Source organism: Streptomyces sp. NPDC058231 (assembly GCF_042882275.1).
In the GTDB taxonomy this organism is placed as follows: Bacteria; Actinomycetota; Actinomycetes; order Streptomycetales; family Streptomycetaceae; genus Streptomyces.
On the sequence record NZ_JBHVWN010000021.1, the window covers coordinates 16,396 to 39,992 of the forward strand.

Consider the following 23,597-nt stretch of genomic DNA (forward strand, 5'->3'; position numbering starts at 1 on the left):
CCGCGCCAGCGTCCGTAAAACGAACCAGTGCCAGGCCCGACCGGCAAGGAGACCAGCCTCAGTGTCCGTCTTCAACAAGCTCATGCGTGCAGGCGAAGGCAAGATCCTGCGCAAACTGCACCGCATCGCGGACCAGGTCAGCTCCATCGAAGAGGACTTTGTCAACCTCTCCGACGCCGAGCTGCGGGCGCTCACCGACGAGTACAAGGAACGGTACGCGGACGGCGAGAGCCTGGACGACCTGCTCCCCGAGGCATTCGCCACGGTCCGTGAGGCCGCCAAGCGCGTCCTCGGACAGCGCCACTACGACGTCCAGATGATGGGCGGAGCGGCTCTGCACCTCGGCTACGTGGCCGAGATGAAGACCGGTGAGGGGAAGACCCTCGTCGGCACCCTGCCCACGTATCTCAACGCGCTCTCCGGCAAGGGCGTGCACCTGATCACGGTCAACGACTATCTGGCCGAGCGCGACTCCGAGATGATGGGCCGCGTCCACAAGTTCCTGGGCCTGACCGTCGGCTGCATCCTCGCCAACATGACGCCGGCCCAGCGCCGTGAGCAGTACGCCTGCGACATCACGTACGGCACGAACAACGAGTTCGGCTTCGACTACCTCCGCGACAACATGGCGTGGTCCGCGGACGAGCTCGTCCAGCGCGGCCACAACTTCGCGGTGGTCGACGAGGTCGACTCGATCCTCGTCGACGAGGCCCGTACGCCGCTGATCATCTCCGGCCCGGCGGACCAGGCCACGAAGTGGTACGGCGACTTCGCCAAGCTCGTCACGCGCCTCAAGAAGGGCGAGGCGGGCAACCCGCTCAAGGGCATCGAGGAGACCGGCGACTACGAGGTCGACGAGAAGAAGCGGACCGTGGCCATCCACGAGCCCGGCGTCTCGAAGGTCGAGGACTGGCTCGGCATCGACAACCTGTACGAGTCGGTGAACACCCCGCTCGTCGGCTACCTCAACAACGCCATCAAGGCCAAGGAACTCTTCAAGAAGGACAAGGACTACGTCGTCATCGACGGCGAAGTCATGATCGTCGACGAGCACACCGGCCGTATCCTCGCCGGCCGCCGCTACAACGAGGGCATGCACCAGGCGATCGAGGCGAAGGAAGGGGTGGACATCAAGGACGAGAACCAGACCCTCGCCACGATCACCCTGCAGAACTTCTTCCGTCTCTACGGCAAGCTCTCCGGCATGACCGGTACGGCGATGACCGAGGCCGCCGAGTTCCACCAGATCTACAAGCTGGGCGTCGTGCCGATCCCGACGAACCGGCCGATGGTCCGGGCCGACCAGTCGGACCTGATCTACCGCACCGAGGTCGCCAAGTTCGCCGCGGTCGTCGACGACATCGCCGAGAAGCACGAGAAGGGCCAGCCGATCCTGGTCGGCACCACTTCGGTCGAGAAGTCCGAGTACCTCTCGCAGCAGCTCTCCAAGCGCGGCGTGCAGCATGAGGTCCTCAACGCCAAGCAGCACGACCGTGAGGCGACGATCGTCGCCCAGGCCGGACGCAAGGGCGCGGTCACGGTCGCCACGAACATGGCCGGCCGTGGTACGGACATCAAGCTCGGCGGCAACCCCGACGACCTCGCCGAGGCGGAGCTGCGCCAGCGCGGCCTCGACCCGGTCGAGCACGTCGAGGAGTGGGCCGCCGCGCTGCCGGCCGCCCTGGAGAAGGCCGAGCTGGCCGTCAAGGCGGAGTTCGAAGAGGTCAAGGAGCTCGGCGGGCTGTACGTCCTCGGCACCGAGCGGCACGAGTCGCGGCGCATCGACAACCAGCTGCGCGGTCGTTCCGGCCGTCAGGGCGACCCGGGCGAGTCCCGTTTCTACCTGTCGCTCGGCGACGACCTGATGCGGCTGTTCAAGGCGCAGATGGTCGAGCGCGTGATGTCGATGGCGAATGTGCCGGACGACGTGCCGATCGAGAACAAGATGGTGACGCGGGCGATCGCGTCGGCGCAGTCGCAGGTCGAGCAGCAGAACTTCGAGACGCGTAAGAACGTCCTGAAGTACGACGAGGTGCTCAACCGGCAGCGCGAGGTCATCTACGGGGAGCGTCGTCGCGTCCTGGAGGGCGAGGACCTGCAGGAGCAGATCCGCCACTTCATGGACGACACGATCGACGACTACATCCGGCAGGAGACCGCCGAGGGCTTCGCCGAGGAGTGGGACCTCGACCGGCTGTGGGGCGCGTTCAAGCAGCTCTACCCGGTGAAGGTCACCGTCGATGAGCTGGAGGAGGCCGCCGGGGACCGTGCCGGCATCACGGCCGAGTTCATCGGTGAGTCCATCAAGGACGACATCCACGAGCAGTACGACGAGCGTGAGAAGCAGCTCGGCTCGGACATCATGCGTGAGCTGGAGCGACGTGTGGTGCTGTCCGTCCTGGACCGCAAGTGGCGTGAGCACCTCTACGAGATGGACTACCTCCAGGAGGGCATCGGTCTGCGGGCCATGGCGCAGAAGGACCCGCTGGTCGAGTACCAGCGCGAGGGCTTCGACATGTTCAACGCCATGATGGAGGGCATCAAGGAGGAGTCCGTCGGCTACCTGTTCAACCTGGAGGTCCAGGTCGAGCAGCAGGTCGAGGAGGTTCCGGTCCAGGACGGCGCCGAGCAGACGTCCCTGGTCAAGGAGGATGCCGCGGTGTCGGCCTCCCCGCGTCCGGAGATCCGGGCGAAGGGGCTCGACGCTCCGCAGCGCCCGGACCGGCTGCACTTCTCCGCTCCGACCGTGGACGGTGAGGGCGGTGTCGTCGAGGGCGACTTCGCCAACGGTGACGGCGGGGCCGGTCTGGAGTCGGACGGGCTCACCCGCGCGGAGCGGCGCAAGGCGCAGAAGAACGGCGGCGGCGGGCGTCGCCGCAAGAAGTAGCGGGTCCGCTCGCGCCCGGTGGGCGCGGAGGGGCAAGTGAGGCGGCTGGGGCCGGGCACCGACAGGTGTCCGGCCCCAGCCGTGTACGGGGCGGATGCGGCGGGGTTCTTCTCTCCCCGGCCCCTCGGGGCCAGGTGGTGGAGCCCTCCTCAGCCGACGGGCCTGCCCGACGTGGCGCCGCCGAGTTCCACCGCCGCGCAGCGCCAGCGGAGATCGGGGCCCTGTTCCAGGCGGAAGGCCATCGCGCGCACCTGCTCCCCGGCCGCGATGCTCGCGCAGGCCTCCACGACTCCCGGGGCCGGCTGGGCGCCGTGGCACTGGCGCACCACCGGGCGGGCGCCGCGGGCCCTGAGCGGGGTCCCGGGGGCCAGCTCGGCGAGCTGGTCGTACGCCTCACCGATCGTGTGGCCGAGCATCCAGTGCACCGGCCGCTGGCCGCTGAGGACCGCGAGGAGGCGTTCGGCGAACCACTGGTGCGGGCGCATCCGCTGCGGTGTCCGCATCCGCTGCGGCGGCACCGTGCCGGGCCCTCGCCGGTCGTGACGGCCGGCCGGCCGGGTCCTGTTCACGCTCATCGTTCATCGCCCCCGTGGATCCGGGCCCGGTTTTATACCGGGCGGTAACTTCTGTTGTGGATCTTCTACGGCGCCGCGGGGCGAGGCCGCAAGCACCGCCGGGGCACCGGGCGTGGTCGGCGGAGTTCACCTATCCGGGTGACGGAACCGGTGCGGTGGGGCCTGCGGGGAAGGTGCGAGGAGGGTGAATCGTGGTCACCGGGTGGACGGACCGGGGGCCGCACCCGTAACCCCGAAGGGGGACGCCGCACGTATCCTGAGGGCGTCTCCGACTACGAAAGCGGCCAGCCATGCGCGTGTACGTCCCCCTGACCCTCTCCGGTCTCGCAGCGGCGCACGGGGTGGGCGAAGTCGGCCCCGGTCCGCTGACCGCGTACGCGGTCACCCCCGGGCTGCGCGAGTGGTACGTCTCCGACGACCTCGAGGAGCTGGAGTACGCGGCGCTGAGCCGGGCCGCGTCCGCCTCGCTGCGGATGATCGCCGGAAACCCGGACGAGGCGCGCAGGCGTGTGGTCGTCGCCGTCGACGTACCGGACGGGGAAGCCGTAGCCGACCCCGACCACAGCCTCGACCCGTCGTCGCTCGGCGAGGTGCGGATCGCGTCCGCGGTGGCGCTGAGGAAGGCAGCCGCGGTGCACGTGGACGCGGACGAGGCGGAGAAGGACGTCGCGGCCGCCGCGGCGGCGCTCGGCGCGGCGGACCTCGGTGACGACGACGCGCAGTTCACCGTGGACGGAGCCGAGGACCACGAGCTGCTCTGGTTCGGGGTGCAGGAGATCCCCGGCCTGATCGGCTGACCCGGTTGTCGGACCCACCGGGTATTTTTCTCTGCATGGGGACGCACGGGAAACACCGCACGCATCTGGTCTGGGACTGGAACGGCACACTGCTCGACGACAACACCGCGGTCATCGGCGCGACCAACGCCGCGTTCGTCGAGGTCGGCCTGGAGCCGATCACGCTGGAGCAGTACCGCGAGATGTACTGCGTCCCGATCCCCCGCTTCTACGAGCGGCTGATGGGCCGGCTGCCCACCGAGGCCGAGTGGGAGCGGATGGACGGAATCTTCCACCGGTACTACGCAGAGCAGCGGGTCGTCTGCGGACTGACCGAGGGGGCCGCGGATCTGCTGGCGCAGTGGCAGCTCGCCGGGCACAGCCAGTCGCTCCTGAGCATGTACGTCCACGAACAGCTGGTCCCGGTGGTGCGGGGGTACGGGATCGAGCGGCACTTCACCCGGGTCGACGGCCGCACCGGCCCGTCCGGCGGCAGCAAGGCGCTGCACATGGCGCGGCACCTTGCCGCCCTGGACGGCATATCACCGGAGCGCACGGTGGTCATCGGTGACGCGGTGGACGACGCGCTGGCCGCGGCGCACGTCGGCGCCGGAGCGGTGCTCTACACCGGGGGGTCGCACAGCCGGGCCAGCCTGGAGGCGGCCGGGGTGCCGGTCGTGGACAGCCTCTCCGAGGCCGTGGAGCTTGCCGAACAGATGACCGGCTGAGGCCTCCCGACCGGCGGCCCAGGGTTCCTCACCGCCGGCCGGGTGACGAGCGGCTTCAGCTCACCGGGGCCTTGGTGCGCAGGACCTTCAGGAATTCGCGCATCCAGGCCGAGTGGTCCGGCCAGGCGCGGGACGAGACCAGGGTGCCGTCGACGACCGCTTCGGCGTCCTCGAAGGTGGCGCCGGCCGCCTGCATGTCGAGTTCCAGCGCGGGGTACGCCGTGACGCGGCGGCCGCCCAGTTCGCCGATGGCCGCCGTCAGCAGGGGGCCGTGGCAGATCTGGGCCACCGGCCTGTCCGAGTCGAAGAAGGCCTTGAGGAGCTTGCGGAGCTCGGCGTCGTTGCGCAGATACTCCGGCGCGCGCCCGCCGGGGATCACCAGCGCGACGTAGTCACCGGGATCGACCTCGGAGAACGCCAGATCGGCCGGCCACGTGTAGCCCGGCTTCTCGGTGTACGTGTCGAAGCCCGGCTCGAAGTCGTGGACCACGAAGCGGAGCGTCTTGCGGGTGGGAGCCGCGATGTGGACGTCGTACCCCTCCTCGCGCAGCCGCTGGTAGGGGTAGAGGACCTCCAGGGACTCTGCTGCGTCGCCGGTGACGATCAGGATCTTCGGTGCCATGGTGCGGGCTCCCCTCGCGCGGACGTCTCCGGTAAGCGTGCATCCGCCCGTCGCGCGCTGTCCAGAGTGTCAAAGTTCGGGGTCTTCTTTTGTACACATACGGCTCATGACGGTACCGGGTGTGGGGGAGATAGCCTGGACCCGTGATCAGCGCGATATGCCTCGGGGGCAGCGAAGCCCCCGGCCTGCGCCCGGAGTGCCACCGTGCCCGGGCGATGACTGATCCCCTCATCCCGGACCGACTGCCAAAAATGGCCAATATGGTCCCGGGTATCTCTCATAGCGGCATAGCGTCGTCTCGGACCGGAAACCCCGTGTCGTGGCGGTACGCCGTCTTTCTCACCTACGTCACGCAACGGCGCGCGACAGGAGTCAGAGGACATGCAGACCAAGCTGGACGAAGCCAAGGCCGAGCTGCTCGCAAGGGCGGCGAAGGTAGCTGACAACAGTTCGGGCGGTGGTGTAGGCGGCCCGGGCGGAACCTCCCGGGTGAACTTCGCCGTCACCGGGGCCGGCAGCACCGAGGCCGGGCAGGACGGGCGTCCGGACGAGGACGTGCTCCTCTCGTACCTCCAGCGCTACTACTTCCACACCGCCCCCGAGGACCTCGTCGGCCGCGACCCGGTCGATGTCTTCGGTGCCGCGTCCTCGCACTACCGGCTCGCGGAGAACCGTCCGCAGGGCACGGCGAACGTCAGGGTGCACACCCCGACCGTCGAGGAGAACGGCTGGACGAGCAGCCACTCCGTCGTCGAGGTCGTCACCGACGACATGCCGTTCCTGGTCGACTCCGTCACCAATGAGCTGTCCCGGCAGGGCCGCGGCATCCACGTGGTGATCCACCCGCAGGTCGTGGTCCGCCGTGACGTCACCGGCAAGCTCATCGAGGTGCTCGCCGAGGGCAACGGCATCTCGACGGGACCGCAGGGCCACAAGGCCGTGGGCGGGACCAAGGCCGAGCGCGCCCTGCCGCACGACGCGCTCATCGAGTCGTGGATCCACGTCGAGATCGACCGCGAGACCGACCGTTCCGACCTGAAGCAGATCTCCGCGGACCTGCTCCGGGTGCTGTCCGACGTGCGGGAGACCGTCGAGGACTGGGACAAGATGCGCGACGCCGCGCTGCGCATCGCCGACGACCTGCCCGGCGAGCCGCTCGACGAGCTCGCCGACGAAGAGGTGAACGAGGCGCGGGAGCTGCTGCGCTGGCTCGCCGCCGACCACTTCACCTTCCTCGGCTACCGCGAGTACGAGCTGAAGGACAGCGACGCGCTGGCCGCCGTGCCCGGCACCGGCCTCGGCATCCTGCGCTCGGACCCGCACCACAGCGAGGACGAGGCGCACCCGGTCAGCCCGTCCTTCGACCGGCTGCCCGCCGACGCCCGCGCCAAGGCCCGTGAGCACAAGCTGCTCATCCTCACCAAGGCGAACAGCCGGTCGACGGTGCACCGCCCCAGCTACCTCGACTACGTCGGCGTGAAGAAGTTCGACGCCGAGGGCAACGTCATCGGTGAGCGCCGCTTCCTCGGACTGTTCTCGTCCGCCGCCTACACCGAGTCCGTGCGCCGGGTGCCCGTCATCCGCCGCAAGGTCGCCGAGGTGCTGGAGGGCGCAGGCTTCTCGCCGAACAGCCACGACGGCCGCGATCTGGTGCAGATCCTGGAGACGTACCCGCGCGACGAGCTGTTCCAGACGCCCGTCGACCAGCTGCGCTCCATCGTCACCTCGGTGCTGTACCTCCAGGAGCGGCGCAGGCTCCGCCTCTACCTGCGCCAGGACGAGTACGGGCGCTACTACTCCGCGATCGTCTACCTCCCCCGCGACCGCTACACCACCGGTGTGCGGCTCCGGCTGATCGACATCCTCAAGGAGGAGCTCAACGGCACCAGCGTCGACTTCACGGCCTGGAACACCGAGTCGATCCTGTCCCGGCTGCACTTCGTCGTCCGGGTCGCACCCGGCACCGTGCTGCCCTCCCTGACCGACGCCGAGGCGGACCGCATCGAGGCACGTCTCGTCGAGGCCGCCCGCTCCTGGGCCGACGGCTTCCAGGAGGCGCTGAACGCCGAGTGCGGCGAGGAACGCGCCGCCGAGCTGCTGCGTCACTACGGTCACTCGTTCCCCGAGGGCTACAAGGCCGACCACTCGCCGCGCGCCGCCGTCGCCGACCTGGTCCACCTCGAAGCGCTCAAGAAGAACGAGCGGGACTTCGCGCTCAGCCTGTACGAGCCGGTCGGCGCGGCCCCCGGCGAGCGCCGCTTCAAGATCTACCGGACCGGTGAGCAGGTCTCCCTCTCCGCCGTCCTCCCGGCGCTCCAGCGGCTCGGTGTGGAGGTCGTCGACGAGCGTCCCTACGAGCTGCGCTGCGTGGACCGCACGCAAGCCTGGGTCTACGACTTCGGGCTGCGGATGCCGCAGGTCAACGGCAGTGGCACCTACCTCGCCGACGACGCCCGGGACCGCTTCCAGGACGCGTTCGCCGCAGTGTGGACCGGCGAAGCCGAGAACGACGGCTTCAACTCGCTGGTGCTGGGCGCCGGTCTGAACTGGCGGCAGGCGATGGTGCTGCGCGCCTACGCGAAGTACCTCCGGCAGGCCGGTTCGACCTTCAGCCAGGACTACATGGAGGACACCCTCCGTAACAACGTCCACACCACCCGGCTGCTGATCTCCCTCTTCGAGGCGCGGATGTCGCCCAGCCGGCAGAGCGCCGGCACCGAGCTGACCGACGGGCTCCTCGAAGAGCTCGACGGGGCGCTCGACCAGGTGGCCTCGCTCGACGAGGACCGCATCCTGCGATCCTTCCTCACCGTCATCAAGGCGACCCTGCGCACCAACTTCTTCCAGCAGTCGGACAGCGGCAAGCCGCACTCCTACGTCTCGATGAAGTTCGACCCGCAGGCCATCCCGGACCTTCCGGCGCCCCGCCCGGCGTTCGAGATCTGGGTGTACTCGCCGCGCGTCGAGGGCGTCCACCTGCGTTTCGGCAAGGTCGCACGCGGCGGTCTGCGCTGGTCGGACCGGCGGGAGGACTTCCGCACGGAGATCCTCGGCCTGGTCAAGGCGCAGATGGTGAAGAACACCGTGATCGTGCCGGTCGGCGCCAAGGGCGGCTTCGTCGCCAAGCAGCTGCCGGACCCGGCCGCCGACCGTGACGCCTGGATGGCCGAGGGCATCGCCGCCTACCGGACGTTCATCTCGGCGCTGCTCGACATCACCGACAACATGGTGGCCGGCGAGGTCGTGCCGCCCGCCGACGTCGTCCGTCACGACGAGGACGACACGTACCTCGTCGTCGCCGCCGACAAGGGCACCGCGAGCTTCTCCGACATCGCCAACGAGGTCGCCGTCGCGTACGGCTTCTGGCTCGGCGACGCGTTCGCCTCCGGCGGCTCCGCCGGATACGACCACAAGGGCATGGGCATCACCGCCCGCGGCGCCTGGGAGTCCGTGAAGCGGCACTTCCGCGAGCTCGGCCACGACACCCAGACCGAGGACTTCACGGTCGTCGGTGTCGGCGACATGTCCGGTGACGTGTTCGGCAACGGCATGCTGCTCTCCGAGCACATCCGGCTCGTCGCCGCCTTCGACCACCGGCACATCTTCATCGACCCGAATCCGGACGCCGCCACCTCGTACGCCGAGCGGCGCCGCCTCTTCGACCTGCCGCGCAGCTCCTGGGCCGACTACAACAAGGACCTGCTCTCCGCGGGCGGCGGCATCCACCCCCGTACGGCGAAGTCGATCCCGGTCAACGCGCACGTCCGCGAGGCGCTCGGCATCGAGTCGGGTGTCACCAAGATGACCCCCGCCGACCTGATGCAGAGCATCCTGAAGGCCCACGTCGACCTGGTGTGGAACGGCGGTATCGGCACGTACATCAAGTCCACCGCCGAGTCGAACGCGGACGTCGGCGACAAGGCCAACGACGCGATCCGCGTCAACGGCGAGGACCTGCGGGCCAAGGTCGTCGGCGAGGGCGGCAACCTCGGTGCCACCCAGCTCGGCCGGATCGAGTTCGCCCGGACCGGCGGCCGGATCAACACCGACGCGATCGACAACAGCGCCGGTGTGGACACCTCCGACCACGAGGTGAACATCAAGATCCTGCTCAACGGCCTGGTGCGGGACGGTGACATGACCGTCAAGCAGCGCAACAAACTGCTTGCCGAGATGACCGACGAGATCGGCCATCTGGTGCTGCGCAACAACTACGCGCAGAACACCGCTCTGGCCAACTCCGTCGCCCAGTCGGCCTCCCTGCTCCACGCCCAGCAGCGCTTCATGCGCCGTCTCGGCCGCGACGGGCACCTGGACCGGGCGCTGGAGTTCCTGCCCACCGACCGGCAGATCCGCGAGCTGCTGAACAGCAGCAAGGGACTCACCCAGCCCGAACTGGCCGTGCTGATCGCCTACACGAAGATCACCACGTCCGACGAGCTGATCCGGACCAGCCTGCCGGACGACCCGTACCTGCAGAGGCTGCTGTACGCGTACTTCCCCGCACAGCTGCGCGCGCAGTTCCCCGAAGCGGTCGACGGGCACGCGCTGCGCCGCGAGATCATCACCACGGTCCTGGTCAACGACACGGTGAACTCCGGTGGTTCGACCTTCCTGCACCGGATGCGGGAGGAGACCGGCGCCTCCATCGAGGAGATCGTGCGGGCGCAGGCCGCGGCCCGCGAGATCTTCGGCCTGGGCCAGGTGTGGGACGCCGTCGAGGCGCTCGACAACCAGGTCGCCGCCGACGTGCAGACCCGTATCCGGCTGCACTCGCGCCGGCTCGTCGAGCGTGGCTCGCGCTGGCTGCTCGGCAACCGGCCGCAGCCGCTGGAGATCGCCGAGACGATCGACTTCTTCAAGGACGGCGTCGAACAGGTCTGGGCCGAGCTGCCCAAGATGCTGAAGGGTGCCGACCAGGAGTGGTACCAGTCCATCCTGGACGAGCTCACCGAGGCGGGCGTCCCGGACGAACTGGCGCAGCGCGTCGCCGGGTTCTCGTCCGCCTTCCCGGCGCTCGACATCGTGGCCATCGCCGAGCGCACCGGCAAGGACCCGCTCGCCGTGGCCGAGGTCTACTACGACCTCGCGGACCGGCTCGGCGTCACCCAGCTGATGGACCGGATCATCGAGCTGCCGCGGAACGACCGTTGGCAGTCGATGGCCCGTGCCTCCATCCGTGAGGACCTGTACGCCGCGCATGCCGCCCTCACCGCGGACGTGCTGAGCGTGGGCAACGGGGCCTCGACGCCGCAGGAGAGGTTCGCGGCGTGGGAGGAGAAGAACATGGCGATCCTGACCCGTTCGCGCTCCACGCTGGAGGAGATCCAGGGGTCGGACGCGTTCGACCTGGCGAACCTGTCGGTGGCGATGCGGACGATGCGGACGCTGCTGCGCACCCACGGCTGATTCCGAGCCGCCGCACGCGACGGGGCGCCCCGGGACTCGGTTCCCGGGGCGCCCCGCCGCATGTGCGTGTGCGTGACGGGCACGGCGGGCGGGACCGCCGGTGGCGGGCCCACCGCCCGCCGCGGTCCCGGGGCCCGGTGTCAGTACATCCGGGTCTCGGCCGCCGCGCCCGGTGGCGGCGGACGTCGGCGCTGCCATTCCTGGGCGAGCTCGGTCGGGAAGCGGCGGCCGCTGCGGGCCAGGACCACTCCCTCGACGAGCTGGAGTTCGTCCCCGCCGCGGTACTGGCGTTCCGCCCCGCCGAGCTCCTGCCACGGGCCGGGGCCCGACCTGCCGGTGGTGGGCCGCCAGCGCGTCCCGTACGTGCTGCGGTCGCGGACCCGGACGATCCCGCCGGTCACCCGCAGCTCCACGTGCGTGCGGCTGATTCCGGCCATCCGCTCCTTCGGCACGAGACCGAGCAGGGCGATCCCACCCTCGCCCGGCGCCCTCCCCACATTCACCGTCGAGCCGTCCTCCAGCGTGAACCTGCCCCGCAGCTCGCCCTGTACCAGCAGCTTGAGCTGAACCGTCGCCGTCCGCGGACCGTCGTCGATCAGGTGACTCCCGTGGCTCTGGCAGCGGGGCACTCCCGCGATGACGCGGGGGAGCAGGGCAGCGGTGCCCCGGCGGGTGTCGTAGAGGGTGCAACGGTCGTCCGGACAGTGCCAGTTGCGGCTGACCACGTCGAATCGCGGGGTGCGCCGGGGGCCCAGCAGCCCCATCTTCTTGAGTACGTCCTCCTCCGCCTTCCGGGAGATGTCGAGCGCGCTCGGCACTCCCAGGTCGGCCGGGACCAGCTCCACCGTGCCGTGCGCGCCGGGGACGGGTTCGAGGAAGTCGTCGGTGTTGCCCTGGAGCCAGGGGTGTTCGTCGCGGTGGCCGCGGAAGCGGTCGCCCGTGATGACCGGGATGCCGGTGTGCTTGCACAGTTCCAGGAGGCGGTCGTCCGCGTCGGCCAGCTCCTCGACCAGTCCCGCCTCCACCCATCGGCCCAGCAGCCGGACATCGGCCGGATCGGTGAACTCCCGCCGTCCGCCCAGACGCAGGCTGCGGTCGGCGACCAGGTACAGCTGTACGCCGGGGTCGCGGGCGAACCTCTTCGCCGCGTCCACGACGAGCGCCAGCCGGCGCAGCGAGCGGGCGCCCGGATCGCCCAGTCCGCGGTTGCGGACGATGTTCGACAGGTCGACGAGGAAACAGGCTGCTTCGAAGTCCGTGGTCAGGTGCTCTTCCATCGAGAAGACCTCCCGGCAGATCGGGAACGTGAACTGACGGCCTGTGAATAATGTTGTGGGGCAACTATATTGACGTGATCCGAGGCAGAAACGGCGTGGGGGCGTCTGTGTCCGACTGGGGTTCGTTCGTCGACGAGACACCGTCGTCCCCGCCGCCCATGCCCGGATACCCGCCGGAGCCGGCCGCCGATGAGGACTGGGGTGCCTTCGCCGACGCGGGGGACGCCCCCGCGGGACCGGTGTCCGCCGGTCCACCGGTGCCGCCGCCGGGCGTCGCGGTGCCCTCGCCCGAGGCCGTTGCCTCGCTGCTGAAGGCGGGAGAGACGCTCTGGGCGTACGTGGACGGGACCGGTGCCGCCTATCTCGGATCCGGCTGTGCGCTGACCGTCGTCGACGGCGACGCCGACGGATTCGACGGCTGGCGGCCCGTGGTGGTGGTCGATCCGGCCGCACTGACCGTGCGTCCCGTCCCGCTCGCCCTGGCCGAGCCCGCGATCGGCACCGCCACCGCGGTCTCCGAGCTGTACCAGGACCCGGAACCGTCCGAACGCCCCGGTTCGCGGCGGGCTCCGGCGTTCCCGGTCGGTCAGGGGCCCGACCTCGACGCCCTGCTGGCCGAGGCGGTCGCCGAGGAACGGGCCCGGGTCACGACCCGGGCCGACGAGACCGCCCGTCAGGCTCAGCAGTATGCGGAGACGCGGATCAGGGCCGAGCAGGACGCGGCGCGGCAGAGTGTGCGGCACTGGCAGCAGCGGGCGCAGGCGGCCGAGGCGGAAGTGGTCCGGCTGGAAACGGAGTTGCAGCGTGGGGGCTGGCTGCGCCGGCGCGGCGGCGGACCACGCTGAGCGGGCCCGGGCGGGAGACGGACAGGCGGTGCGGCGGCGACGAAGGGGACATGGGAGTGGGGACGCCGGACGAACGTACGGGGTTTGCGCGGCTCGTGCTGCCCGAGGTCAGGGTGGAGTGGCCGGTCGAACTCGCCCCCGTACTGCGTGAGAGCGTGCAGGACCGGCACACCCTGGACGGCGGGAAGCTCTGTGCCGAACTGCCGTCGCTGTGGCGGGCGGTGGACACGGCGCTGGAGCGGGTCGGCCCCGGGTGCCTGGTGCCGGAGTCGATCCGGCACGACCCGTACGAGGGGTGGCAGGTCGCCGCGCTGCCCCGGTACGGGCCGGACGGCGAGCTGCAGCTGAGGGACGGCGCGGAACCGGCCCGGCCACGGGCCAGGGACCGGTCGGCGCTGATACAGGCGCTGGTGGACGCGGTGGCCGAGCGGCCGTCCGCCGACCAGGCGGACGCGCTCGCCCTGCTCGACGTGATGGCGGGCACCTTCCCGCTGGGTCTGGACGCCGTCTGCCGGAGGCTGCTGCTCGACGTGGAGCTGCGGCGCGGCGTGGGTGCGGGGATGGCGCCGCTGCACGAGGCGCTGGAGCGGCGGGCCCCGGGATCGGTGTCCGCGGTCTGCTACCTGGAGAGTGCGGTGGGTTCGCGGAAGGCGAAGGGTGATCCGGAGATGGACAACGAGGACGTCGTCAGAGTGGTGCGCGGGGGCGACGGCGCGCTGAGGATGGCGGTATTCGACGGGGTCACGGGCGACGGCGACGGCAGCGGCGGGCGCGCGGCGCGCGCGGCTGCCGCGCGACTGGTGCAGATGTGGGGGTCCGGGGGCGCGGACCCCGTCGCCGGTCCCGACGCGGCCGCTGCCGACCCGCAGCCGCCCCGCTCCCTTCCCGGGCCCCGTGAGCTCATCGGTGAGCTCGACCGGGCCGCCGCCGGGGCGGACGGCGGCGCCGCCGTCGTGCTGGTCTGCGTCCAGCCGGACGGGACCGCGGAGGTGATCTCCGTGGGTGACGCCGAGGTATGGCTCATCCGGCCGCTGCAGGCCGATGCCGTACGTCCCCGGGAACTCCCGTACACCGCATGGAAGATGACCCCCGCCCACACCGTCTACGCCGAGCGGCTGCGCAGCAGCTCCCAGGCGCACGGCGACACCTCGTCCCTCACCAGCGTGCTCGGGGACGGAACCGCCCGCTGGGCGCACCGCGTCTTCGCCGTCGCGCCCGGCGATCTTCTGCTGCTGGCCTCGGACGGGGCCACCGGAGCGGAGCGAGGGCGCTGGGTCGGCGATGTGCTGGCGGGGACCGCGGCCGATCTGGACGCCTCGGGCCGCCCGGTGGCACCCGCGCTCGCCGCCGCGCTCACGGCGCGTGCGGAGGCACTCGGCGGCTGGGACAACGCGACCGCCGTGGTGTGCGCGATCGACGAGGCATGAGACGTACGAAGCGCAGGAACGTCAAGGGCCAGGGGAGATCAGGCAGATGACGCAGACGGGCCGGCGGGCCGAGGACATCAAGGTCACAGCGGACCGGCAGGACGTCCACCTCGGTGAGGAGTTCGCCGTGCTGATCGCCCCGCGCGAGCTGACCCGGCGGGACCGGTCGGCCGAGGGCGTGGCGTACGTCCTGCTCGTCGACGACAGCTGGTCGATGGAGCTGCGGGCCGACTCCAACAAGGAGTTCCCGGCGGAGGGCAGTGGCCAGGTCAGCCGCAAGGACGTCGCCACGGCCGGGGTGAAGGCACTGGTCGGCTCGCTGCCGCGGAACGCGCAGGTCGAACTCCACACCTTCGCCCAGGAGTCCGGGGTGCGATTCGCCGGGACGGCGGGCGAGCTGCTGCGCAGGGGCCGCTGGAACGGGAACGTCGAGGCCGAACGCCAGTGGACCAACATCGAGGGTGCGCTGCATCGCGCGTACGGCAGCCTGGAACGGCACCGGGCGGCCTCCCGTCGGGTCGTCCTGGTCAGCGACGGTGTCGCCAACTTCGGTGAACAGGACCCCGCGGTGCTCGCCGGGATCGCCCGGCTGGCGGCCGAGCGCGAACTGCACACCGACGCGGTCGGGATCGGCGCGGGCGCCGACTTCGGGCTCCTGGAAGGACTCGCGCCGACCGGCATGGCCCGCCATGTGGCATCCCGCACCAGCGCCGGAGAGGTGATGTCCGAGGTGGTGAGGGAGTTCGCCGCCAACAGCCGTGACGTCGTCACCGGCAGCGGCGAGCTCTCCCTGGAGATCAACCCCAGCTTCCCGGTCCTGGGCGTCTATCAGCTCGACCCGGTCCGCCGCAGGATCGAGGGCGCCGTGCAGGACGGCGGCGGCCAGGCGCCCAGCCGGATGCTGCTCAAGCTCGGTGCCATCCGGGAGGGCGAGGCGGGGCAGCCGCTCTATCTGATCAAGCTGTGCGCACCGAACCGCAGGACCGCCCGCCCGATGCCCGTGCTGCGGGCGACGGGCCGGATCGGCAGCGGTACGGGCGCCCGGCAGCTCGCCGGGGCACAGATCGCGATCAATGTCGTCGACAACCCGATGGCACCGATCCTCCGGCGGGATCTGCTGCGCCAGTCGGAGGGCATCGACCTGGACCGGGAGATCACCGGACGCGCAGGGCGCGCCACGTCGGCCGCCGAGCGCGAAGCGGTCTACCGGGAGGGTGCCGAACGCGCCCGGCGGATCCCGGATGCGGCGCTGGCCGCCGCGTACGACCAGGCGGGCGGCGGACTTCGGGACGGCCTCGACCCGAAGGACGTCGAGAACGAGGCGCGGGCCGCGTCGAGCCGCAGTTCCACAAAGTCCAAGCGGGAGTGGTTCGAGGAGATCCCGGTGGAGATGCCGGACGAGATCCGGGCCCGTCGCGCCCAGCGGTACGCGGACCTCGACGATGACGACGATGACGACGACGGTGACGACGCGGGGGTGGGCGGCGGAGCCGGCGGATACGACGGCTCCGGCTACCGCACGCCGGGCTACGCGGGCTCCGGGTACGGTCCGGCGACGCCACGGGGGACCGGCCCGGACGTGGACGAGGACGAGGAGGACGAGGACGAGCGCGGGGGAGAGGGAGGGGACGACGAGGACGGAGCCACCCGGCCCCCGCAGGGCTGGGGCGGCCGCCGGTGAGTGTGCCCGGCGTCATCATCGACGCGTCCAACGTCGCGCACGGCCGCGCCAGGACCGTGAGTTTCGCGCGGGTCGTCGACGTGCGGGAGGCATGGCTGCGTGAGAACCCCGGCTCCGAGCCGTACGCGGTGCTCGACGGGTCGGTGCGCGGGCGGCTGCAGGACCGCAGCCTCGCCGACCGGGCGCTGCGCGAGCACTGGCTCGAATACCACCAGGGTGACGCCGACGACCGGATCCTCACCCTGGCCGTGCAGTTCGGCGCGGACATCATCAGCGACGACAACTTCCGCTTCGCCCGGCGCGAGCACACCTGGCTGCAGGGCAGCACCGACCGGGTGTGGAGCGCTCGACGCATCCACGGCCGGGTGGTGTTCAGCCGCCGCAGCCTGGGCGTCGCCACCGAGGAGGAGATCGACGCCGACTGGGTGAACAAGCGCGGCAAGTCCGGCACGCTCGACCCGGAGTCCGAGCAGCGCTTCCGGCACGTCGACGAGCCGTCGCCCTGTCGCAGGTCCGGCGCGGTGCTGGGGCCCACCCAGGTGTACGCCGCCGGCGACCGGATGTTCTGCCGCTCCTGCGACCAGCCGGCCGAGGAGATCGTTGCCGCGCCGCCGCTGCTCGGGGCGACGGAGGGGCCGGCGGAGGTCACGGTGCTGCACGGGTACACGGTGCTGCGGACCGTGCGGGTGGCACCGGACGACGGGATCGTCATCGGCCGGGCCTCCCGCTCGCGCCCGTCCACGACGGATGTCACGGCCGGGCTCGGCCCCGACGCGTCCGGCGAGATCAGCCGTGAGCACGTACGGATCTTCCTCGACGACGACGGGAAGCCGATGGCCGAGCACCTGACCGACAACAACGCCTCCTTCCTCAACCCCGAGCTGGATCTGCGCGGCAGGCCGTGCACCGCGCGGCTGGCCACCCGTACCCCGTACGCCCTGGAGCCGGGCGACGAGCTGGTGCTCGGGACCGGCACCGTACGGCTGCGGATCACGGAGGCGGTCGTCGCGGACGGGGAACCGGACGGCGGAAGGGGCGGTCGGTGAGCGGTTTCGAGCCCTTCTGGGCGTACGCCGAGCACGGGGGGAGCGACGACGTCCCCCGGTTGGCCTGGATCGCCGAGGCGTACGGGCAGGACGACCGGTTCCGGACCAAGCGGCTGCTCGCCGGGGCCGGGCAGGGGTACGCGCTGCTCGCCCAGGACAGCTGGTCGGGCGGCGATGTGGTGATCAAGGGGATGTGGTGGTCGCAGGCCACCCTGGACCAGCCGCGCGAGGTCAAGGCGGACCTGGGCGAGCAGCGCAAGCAGCGGGAGAGCGGACTGGTCGCGGCGCGGCGTGCGGCCCAGCTCACCCAGCAGTGCCCCGTCGTGATCTCCCTGGAGTCGCAGCCGTCGCCGACCCTGCGCAGAGCCGGGGTCCCCTTCGACGAGGACGACGAAGAGGGCTTCCTCGTCCAGGAGTTCATCGGCTACCGCAACACCGGCGCCCGGACGCTCCAGGACGAGATCGAGCGGCGCACCCGCCGTTGGGAGCGGTACACCGAGTCGGAACTCCTCGACCTGGCCGAGCAGTTGTGCAACACCCTCGCCGCACTGCACGCCACCCGGCACACCGGGAAGGGCGAGGTGAGGGGCTGGGTGCACGCCGACATCAAGCCGGAGAACATCCTGGTCCTCGGCCCGCCCGACCGGTACGTGCTGATCGACTACGACGCGGCGGTGCAGATCGGTGGCCGGATCACGACCACGACCGCGGCGTACGCCCCGCCCGGCGTGGAGGGCGGTGAGGAGGTCGCCGAGATGGCGCCCGCATCCGAGCGGTACGACATCTACATGCTGGGGGCGACGCTCGCCCACGCGGCCCGGCTCACCCGGCTGACCACCCGGCAGTACCGGGGGCTGTACTACGGCGATCCGGAGACGCAGGGGCGGGTGCGGCGGGAGATCTCCGACCAGCGGTTCGGGCCGATCCTCAACAGCGTCATCTCGACGTGCCTCGCCTCGCAGAAGTACCGCCTGGCCACGGTCGACCGGGTCCGTGCCGACCTGGCCCGGGCGCGCAGCGCGACGGCGCTGCTGGGGGCGCTGCGGGCACTGGAGGGGCGCTCATGACGGACACCGCGGGTGCGGACCCCGTGTACGTGGGGCGCAGCGGCCGGATCTGGGAACCGCGCCCCGCCCTCCCCCGTGCCGGACAGCTCCGCCCCGCCGGCGCCTCGGCACGCTCCACCCGTATGGTCAGGGACGTCCGGACCGACGAGTACGGCGCGCTGCGCACCTTCCCCGACCGGGCCCGGCGTGCCGAGGCCGCCGCGCTGCTCGCCGTCGGGGCCCCGGTCACCCCCGCGCTCTTCGACCTGATCGATCACCCGGGCCTGCCGCCCGCCCTGGTCACCGCCTGGGCGCCGGGCAACGAGACCAAACCGTTCTCCGTCCTGATGGAGCTGGACGATCTCGCGGCCATGCTGGAGAAGGGGCACCGATTCACCCCCGCCGAGGCGCTCCGCGTCCTGGTGCCGCTGGGCCGGGCACTCGACGACATGGCGCGCTCCGGCTACACCCCGGTGGAGCTGTCGCCCGATCATCTCGTCCTCAACTCCGGGGCGTTGACCCTGGTTGGCCTCGGCCGGCACGGCTACATCCCGTCCGTCGGACGGATGCCCGCCCCGCAGGGCATGTCGCTGCCCAGCGCCCTGCTGCTCGGCGACGATCTCCCGTCCGCCCAGGGCAGGGGCCGCCCGGTCGCCTGGCGGGAGACCCAGTTGCGTTCGCTGCTGCGGCTGGCCGGGTGGATGGCGTGCGGGCTGCCGCCCGCCGCCTGGGGGCAGGTGCGCGGGCCCGCCGACCTGGCGGGATACCTCAGCGCGGCCGGATTCCAGCAGGTGCCCTCCCTCCAGCCGGGGAAGCTCGCGAACTCCCTGTCCGTGGCCTCCGCCAAGGAGGAGCGGGACCGCGCCCTGCGTGACATCGCGGACGCCCGCGCCCTGCTGATCTACGACGACGCCGCCCAGCGCACAGGCGACGGGCGGCTCGCCCTCAATCCAGAGTCGCTACGGCTCGGGCTGCTCCACGACCACGGGCCCCAGGTGCTCGCCCTGGCGGCGTTCGAACAGGGCCGGCTCACCTCACGGACGGCGGCGCAGCTCTCCGGTGCGGGCTGGGTGGTGGCCCGGCGCAAGGATCTGATCGGTCACGCCGTACAGGCGGCCGCCGCGGCGCCGCTGGCCCGGCTGATCATCGCGGGCCGGATGGACGGCGAGGCGCTGCGCCGGATCGAGGCGACGCGGGGCGGGCGGGCCGAACGCGTCGATCCCGAGGACCTGAGCGGTGCGACGCCCCGGATCGCGGGCATGAGCGCCGACCGGCTGCCGTACGTCACCGACCGCGACCTGGACCTCTTCCACACCGAGATGCTCGCCGGCCAGGGCGGGCAGGCGCTGCGCCGCCGTACGTTCGCCACCGGCTGGGCGATCCGGCTGGGCGGCGCCGACACGATGTCCCCCAGCGAGCGCGGCATCGTCCTGGAACGGATGCCGGACAGCTTCGGCACGAACACCGAACTCCTGGTCGCCGTCCGCGCCCGGCAGAACGCTCCGGGGCTGCGCAAACAGAACCGGATGCTGGACAGGAACCGGATGGACCGGCTGGTCACCGCCCTGTCCGGGGTGCCCGCCTCGGTGTTCCGGGACTGTCTGATGTCCGCGCTCCTCGGGCCGGCCGAGGAGGACCTCTACGACGAGGCGACCCGCCGGCTGCTGCCCGTGTCCCATCGTCTCGCCGAGGTCTTCGACCCCGAGCTCCCGGCGGACGGCGACGGGATGGCGCTGGAGGACGCGCTCCGCACCCGGCCGGGGATCCGCAGGGCCGGGCTCTTCGGGCGGCTGTGCACCGCGCTGCCGGAGATGGGCGCGCGACGGCTGGCCGGCACGGTCGCCGCGATGGACGACACCGTCGTCGGCGTGCTCTCCGACATTCCCGCGCCCAGCCTGCAGTTCCTCGCCGGAAGGATCGACGACCCGGAACTGCTGACTCTGCTCCGCCCGCACCTGGAGGGCCCCGACCGGGATCTGCTGACCCGCTACACCCCGGAGATGTGGCGCATCCTCCTCGACGGGCTGCGCCAGCCGGAACACCTGGGGCACCTGGGTCTCGGCTGGGTCCAGATCACCGCCCAGGACAAGGACGGAGCGGTCGACGCCCGGGTCCTCCTGCGGATCGCGGCCGATTCCGGGGCGCCCGCCCCCGACGCCGTACGCGCCCTGCTGGCCACGTCGCCGCAGCACTGGCGGACCGTCTGTGCCCATCCGGTCCTCGCCTCCCGATGGCTCGCCGAACAGGGCGACCTGGATTTCGGCGAGATCATCGCCGGTTTCCCCGACCCGGCGGCCGCCCTCGCCGAGCTCGGCACCGACGGGCTGCGGCACGCCCATGAACTCGGCCTGGACCAGCGGGCGATGACCATCCTGCGCGGGTACGCGACCGGCATCGGCCGCCCGCTCGACGAGGTCCTCGTGGTCTTCCAGGAGCGCCGTTACGAGAGCGAGCAGGCCGCGGCGCTCGCCTCCGCCGCCGTGGTCGAATGGTCCAGGGACCGCCTCGCGACGACCGGTCTGACCAAGGTCGTGCGCACCGCGGTGCGGCGCCCGGAGCGGATCCGCGCCTGGGCGGTGGACGGCAGGGGACTGGACCGCCGTGTCGCCGAAGCGGTCCTCGGCACCTCGCCCCCCGGCCGTGAACCCGCCGCGACGGTGGCGGCGCTCGCCAGGACCCCCGCCCTGCTCCCGCTCCTCGCCGGCCTCCCCGATCCGGCCCTGCGCGTCGCGCTGCTCGAGCTGTACGCCGCGGAGCCGGTCGCCGTCCTCGATCCGCGCGCCCGCCACGAGCTGCCGCGGATCCTCGCCGCTCCCGACCCGGCCGGGGCCCTCCGGGTCCTCCTGCGCGACGGCCTCGGAGTGATCGCCCAGCAGGTCGCCGACCGGCTCCGCCTCAGCCCCGAACAGCGCCGCTCACTCGCCGAACTCACCCCGCTCGCAGGGGTGCTGCCCGTACCCGCGCTGGAAGCGGTGCTCACCCTCGGCGTACGGTTCGGCGCCCGGGCGGCGGTCACCGCCGCCGTCGTCGAGCAGCGGCTGCCCGGCACCGCCGACGCGCTCACCACCTGGGGTCCGCGCTGGCTGCCGCTGCTGGCGGGCGGGTCGGGCGCGCGGGTGCTGCGGATGCTGCTGGAGCAGCGCGAGGCGCACGGCGGGCAGAGCGCGCGGCTCACGCCGTGGCTGCTCGCGGCGGGGGAGGACGGGCTCGCCCTCGTGGAGCGCTTCGGTCCGGACGCGCTCCACCTGGTGCTCACCACCGGCGCACCGCCCGCCGACGCCCGGCTGCTCGGAGAAGTGCTGATGCTGCCTGGGCCGTCCGACGTACTGCACCGGCTGATCACCGGTTACGGGCTGCCGCCCGCCACCTGGGCGCGGGCGGCAGCACTGCTGGCGGGCGGTGAACCGGAGGGGCGGGTACTGCTGCGGCTGTGGGCCGGAGCGGCCCGCTGACCGGTCGGCGTCGCTACTTCTTGGCGGTGGTGAACTTCTCGTACGCGGCGACGACCTGCTTCGCCGGGCCGTCCATCCGCAGCGTCCCCGCCTCCAGCCAGATCGCCCGGTCGCAGGTCTCGGTGATCGACTTGTTGCTGTGGCTCACCAGGAAGACCGTGCCCGCCTCCTTGCGCAGCTCCATGATCCGCTCCTTGCTGCGCCGCTGGAACTTGGCGTCACCGGTGGAGAGCGCCTCGTCGATCAGCAGGACGTCGTGGCTCTTGGCGGCGGCGATGGAGAAGCGCAGCCGGGCGCCCATGCCCGAGGAGTACGTGCGCATCGGGAGGGTGATGAAGTCGCCCTTCTCGTTGATGCCGGAGAAGCTGACGATCTGCTCGTAGCGTTCGCGGATCTCGTCGCGGCTCATGCCCATCGCCAGGCCGCCGAGGATGACGTTCCGCTCGCCGGTCAGGTCGCTCATCAGCGCCGCGTTCACGCCGAGCAGCGACGGCTGGCCCTGGGTGTGCACCTGGCCCCTGGACGGCGGCAGCAGGCCCGCGATCGCCTTCAGCAGCGTGGACTTCCCCGATCCGTTCGAGCCGATCAGGCCGATCGCCTCGCCCTTGTAGGCGGCGAAGCTGACGCCCTTCACGGCGTGCACCTCGCGCACCCCCGGCGTCTGCCGGCGCGAGGCGATCCGGCTGAGGGCCGAGGTGGCGCTGCCCTTGCCGGTGCGGGCGCCGTTGACCTTGTACGTGATGTGGACGTCGTCCACGACGACGGTCGGGACACGCTCGTCCCCGGCAGTCGTGCTCCCGGTGGTGTCGGTCATGTGCTCAGCCACGTCCGTACAGCTCCTCTGCCTTCCAGAAGTACACGAAACCGCCCGCCCCGCACACGAGCGCCCAGCCCGCGGCGACGGCCCAGACGTGCGGGGGCAGCTGGGACGCGGAGAAACTGTCGATGAGTGCGAACCGCATCAGGTCGATGAAGACGGCGGCCGGCTGGCACTCCAGCGCGACCTTCACCAGGTGCGGGACCCGGTCGCCCTTGAGCAGCTTGTCGATGCTCCACATGACGCCCGAGGCGTACATCCAGGTGCGCAGGACGAACGGGGTCAGTTGCGCGATGTCCGGGGTCCGCGCGGCCAGCCGCGCCACCACCATCGAGACACCGGTGTTGAACACGGCCTGCAGGAACAGCGCGGGGACCGCCAGCAGCCAGGACGGCTGGGGGAACTGTCCGAACGCGAGAAGGATGACCACCAGCGCGCCCAGCGAGAACAGCAGCTGCTGGAGCTGCTGGAGGGCCAGGGCGATCGGCAGCGAGGCGCGCGGGAAGTGCAGGGCCCGCACCAGGCCGAGGTTGCCGCTGATGGCGCGGGTGCCCGCGGTGATCGAGCTGCTGGTGAAGGTCCAGATGAACACGCCCGTGACGAGGAACGGAACGAAGTCCTCGACGTTCCGCTTCGTGTTCATCAGGACGCCGAAGATGAAGTAGTAGACCGTCGCGTTGAGCAGCGGGGTCATGATCTGCCAGATCTGGCCGAGCTTCGCCTGGCTGTACTGGGCGGTGAGCTTGGCGGTGGCGAATGCGGTGATGAAGTGCCTGCGGCCCCAGAGCTGCCCGATGTACGCCCGCAGCGTCGGCCGGGCGCCGCTCACGGCCAGACCGTGCCGGGCGGCGAGCGCGGCGAGCTCGCCCGGCGCGTACACCGGGTGGAGAGCGTCGGGGGCGTGGAGCGTATCGGTCACCGCTGGGGCCGGCGGGGTCGCTGAGGCTGTTGTCTGGCTCACCACGATCGCTTTCGACGAGAGGGCAGGAGCATCGCGACCGCCGGGACG

The 23,597-nt window shown here is 71.4% G+C and carries 15 protein-coding genes; 10 read left to right on the plus strand and 5 right to left on the minus strand.

What is annotated here, in order from left to right; all coding sequences use genetic code 11:
* Nucleotides 1-61: 61 nt before the first annotated feature.
* Complete coding sequence (gene secA, locus ACFVXE_RS16905) at nt 62-2,887, plus strand: preprotein translocase subunit SecA (RefSeq protein WP_389671904.1); 2,826 nt, start codon at nt 62-64, stop codon at nt 2,885-2,887.
* 149 nt (nt 2,888-3,036) lie between these two features.
* Here secA and ACFVXE_RS16910 read toward each other — a convergent pair whose 3' ends face one another.
* Nucleotides 3,037-3,462 (minus strand): Rv3235 family protein, encoded by a 426-nt coding sequence (locus tag ACFVXE_RS16910; RefSeq protein WP_389671905.1) that lies wholly within the window; start codon nt 3,460-3,462, stop codon nt 3,037-3,039.
* Nucleotides 3,463-3,752: 290 nt separating this feature from the next.
* On the opposite strand from ACFVXE_RS16910, the gene ACFVXE_RS16915 reads away from it, so the two are divergent.
* Nucleotides 3,753-4,259: a DUF6912 family protein gene (locus ACFVXE_RS16915; RefSeq protein ID WP_389671906.1), complete on the plus strand. Its 507-nt coding sequence runs from the start codon at nt 3,753-3,755 to the stop codon at nt 4,257-4,259.
* A 35-nt stretch (nt 4,260-4,294) separates the two neighbouring features.
* On the plus strand, nt 4,295-4,966 hold the full coding sequence (locus ACFVXE_RS16920; RefSeq protein WP_389671907.1) for an HAD family hydrolase: 672 nt from the start codon (nt 4,295-4,297) through the stop codon (nt 4,964-4,966).
* A 55-nt stretch (nt 4,967-5,021) separates the two neighbouring features.
* Here ACFVXE_RS16920 and ACFVXE_RS16925 read toward each other — a convergent pair whose 3' ends face one another.
* Nucleotides 5,022-5,588: a DJ-1/PfpI family protein gene (locus ACFVXE_RS16925; RefSeq protein WP_389671908.1), complete on the minus strand. Its 567-nt coding sequence runs from the start codon at nt 5,586-5,588 to the stop codon at nt 5,022-5,024.
* A 381-nt stretch (nt 5,589-5,969) separates the two neighbouring features.
* On the opposite strand from ACFVXE_RS16925, the gene ACFVXE_RS16930 reads away from it, so the two are divergent.
* Nucleotides 5,970-10,997: an NAD-glutamate dehydrogenase gene (locus tag ACFVXE_RS16930; protein WP_389671909.1), complete on the plus strand. Its 5,028-nt coding sequence runs from the start codon at nt 5,970-5,972 to the stop codon at nt 10,995-10,997.
* A gap of 140 nt (nt 10,998-11,137) precedes the next feature.
* Here ACFVXE_RS16930 and ACFVXE_RS16935 read toward each other — a convergent pair whose 3' ends face one another.
* Complete coding sequence (locus ACFVXE_RS16935) at nt 11,138-12,274, minus strand: FHA domain-containing protein (RefSeq protein ID WP_389671910.1); 1,137 nt, start codon at nt 12,272-12,274, stop codon at nt 11,138-11,140.
* Between the two features lie 74 nt (nt 12,275-12,348).
* On the opposite strand from ACFVXE_RS16935, the gene ACFVXE_RS16940 reads away from it, so the two are divergent.
* From ACFVXE_RS16940 to ACFVXE_RS16965, 6 genes are read left to right on the plus strand one after another with little or no spacing between them, the layout of a single operon-like run.
* The gene (locus tag ACFVXE_RS16940; RefSeq protein WP_389671911.1) at nt 12,349-13,119 is read left to right on the plus strand and encodes a hypothetical protein; all 771 of its coding nucleotides are present in this window, start codon (nt 12,349-12,351) and stop codon (nt 13,117-13,119) included.
* Nucleotides 13,120-13,175: 56 nt separating this feature from the next.
* On the plus strand, nt 13,176-14,546 hold the full coding sequence (locus tag ACFVXE_RS16945) for a hypothetical protein (RefSeq protein ID WP_389671912.1): 1,371 nt from the start codon (nt 13,176-13,178) through the stop codon (nt 14,544-14,546).
* A gap of 46 nt (nt 14,547-14,592) precedes the next feature.
* On the plus strand, nt 14,593-16,227 hold the full coding sequence (locus ACFVXE_RS16950; RefSeq protein ID WP_389671913.1) for a VWA domain-containing protein: 1,635 nt from the start codon (nt 14,593-14,595) through the stop codon (nt 16,225-16,227).
* Entirely contained in the window at nt 16,224-17,273 is a 1,050-nt protein-coding gene (locus ACFVXE_RS16955; protein WP_389671914.1) for a hypothetical protein, read from the plus strand. Before ACFVXE_RS16950 ends, ACFVXE_RS16955 begins: the two co-directional genes overlap by 4 nt.
* Nucleotides 17,270-18,340, plus strand: coding sequence for a phosphotransferase (locus ACFVXE_RS16960; RefSeq protein WP_389671915.1), 1,071 nt, complete (start codon nt 17,270-17,272; stop codon nt 18,338-18,340). The genes ACFVXE_RS16955 and ACFVXE_RS16960 overlap by 4 nt, the downstream gene beginning before the upstream one ends.
* Nucleotides 18,337-21,771 carry a hypothetical protein gene (locus tag ACFVXE_RS16965; protein WP_389671916.1) on the plus strand — a complete coding sequence of 1,145 codons (3,435 nt, stop codon included), beginning with the start codon at nt 18,337-18,339 and terminating at the stop codon, nt 21,769-21,771. Before ACFVXE_RS16960 ends, ACFVXE_RS16965 begins: the two co-directional genes overlap by 4 nt.
* 13 nt (nt 21,772-21,784) lie before the next feature.
* On the opposite strand, the gene ACFVXE_RS16970 is transcribed toward ACFVXE_RS16965, so the two are convergent.
* Both ACFVXE_RS16970 and ACFVXE_RS16975 read right to left on the minus strand, forming a co-directional pair.
* Entirely contained in the window at nt 21,785-22,585 is an 801-nt protein-coding gene (locus ACFVXE_RS16970; protein ID WP_389671956.1) for an ABC transporter ATP-binding protein, read from the minus strand.
* A gap of 4 nt (nt 22,586-22,589) precedes the next feature.
* Nucleotides 22,590-23,507: an ABC transporter permease gene (locus ACFVXE_RS16975; RefSeq protein WP_389671917.1), complete on the minus strand. Its 918-nt coding sequence runs from the start codon at nt 23,505-23,507 to the stop codon at nt 22,590-22,592.
* Nucleotides 23,508-23,597: the final 90 nt, after the last annotated feature.